This is a genomic window from Ramlibacter sp. WS9 (assembly GCF_003797765.1).
Classification (GTDB): domain Bacteria; phylum Pseudomonadota; class Gammaproteobacteria; order Burkholderiales; family Burkholderiaceae_C; genus Ramlibacter.
Map to the genome: position 1 here is coordinate 1 of NZ_RKMB01000111.1, position 614 is coordinate 614.

1 protein-coding gene is annotated in these 614 nt (G+C 69.2%); it reads right to left on the reverse strand.

From position 1 onward, the window contains the following. The coding region (locus EEB15_RS33185) for a glycine--tRNA ligase subunit beta (RefSeq protein WP_141514249.1) at positions 1–614 on the reverse strand (614 nt) is incomplete at both ends.

The following is a 614-nucleotide window of genomic DNA, read 5'->3' on the forward strand; positions in this document are numbered from 1 at the left end:
CCACGGCGCTGCCCAGGGCCTTCTCGGCGGCTTCCACCAGCAGGCTGGCATCCACGTTCGGCGGAACCTCGTCCTCGGTCTTGGCGAGAATATTCGACACCCGTTTGTTCGCCGCGGCCAGGGCCTCGGCTTCAGGCAACTGGCGGAAGGCCTGGACGGCCTGTACGCGCTGGTCGAAGTCCAGCGGCGAGCTTGGCTTGAGCGCGCGCACCGACTGGTACACGGCCACGTCCACGCCTTCGTCCTCGTAGCGCGCGCGCAGGCGGTCGAACACGAAGTCCAGCACCTGCTCGGCCAGGCCGGCGGCCTTGACCTTGTCGCCGTATTGCTCGACGGCGGCGTTGACCGCGGCTACCAGGTCCAGGTCGAGCTGCTTCTCGATGAGGATGCGCAGCACACCCAGCGCGGCACGGCGCAGCGCGTAGGGGTCCTTGCTGCCGGTGGGAAGCATGCCGATGCCGAAGATACCGACCAGGGTATCGAGCTTGTCGGCCACCGCCACGGCGGCGCCGGTCAGGGTCGAGGGTAGCTCGGCGCCGGCGCCGCGCGGCATGTACTGCTCGTTGAGGGCCAGGGCGACGTCTTCCGCTTCGCCGCCGTGGGTGGCGTAGTAG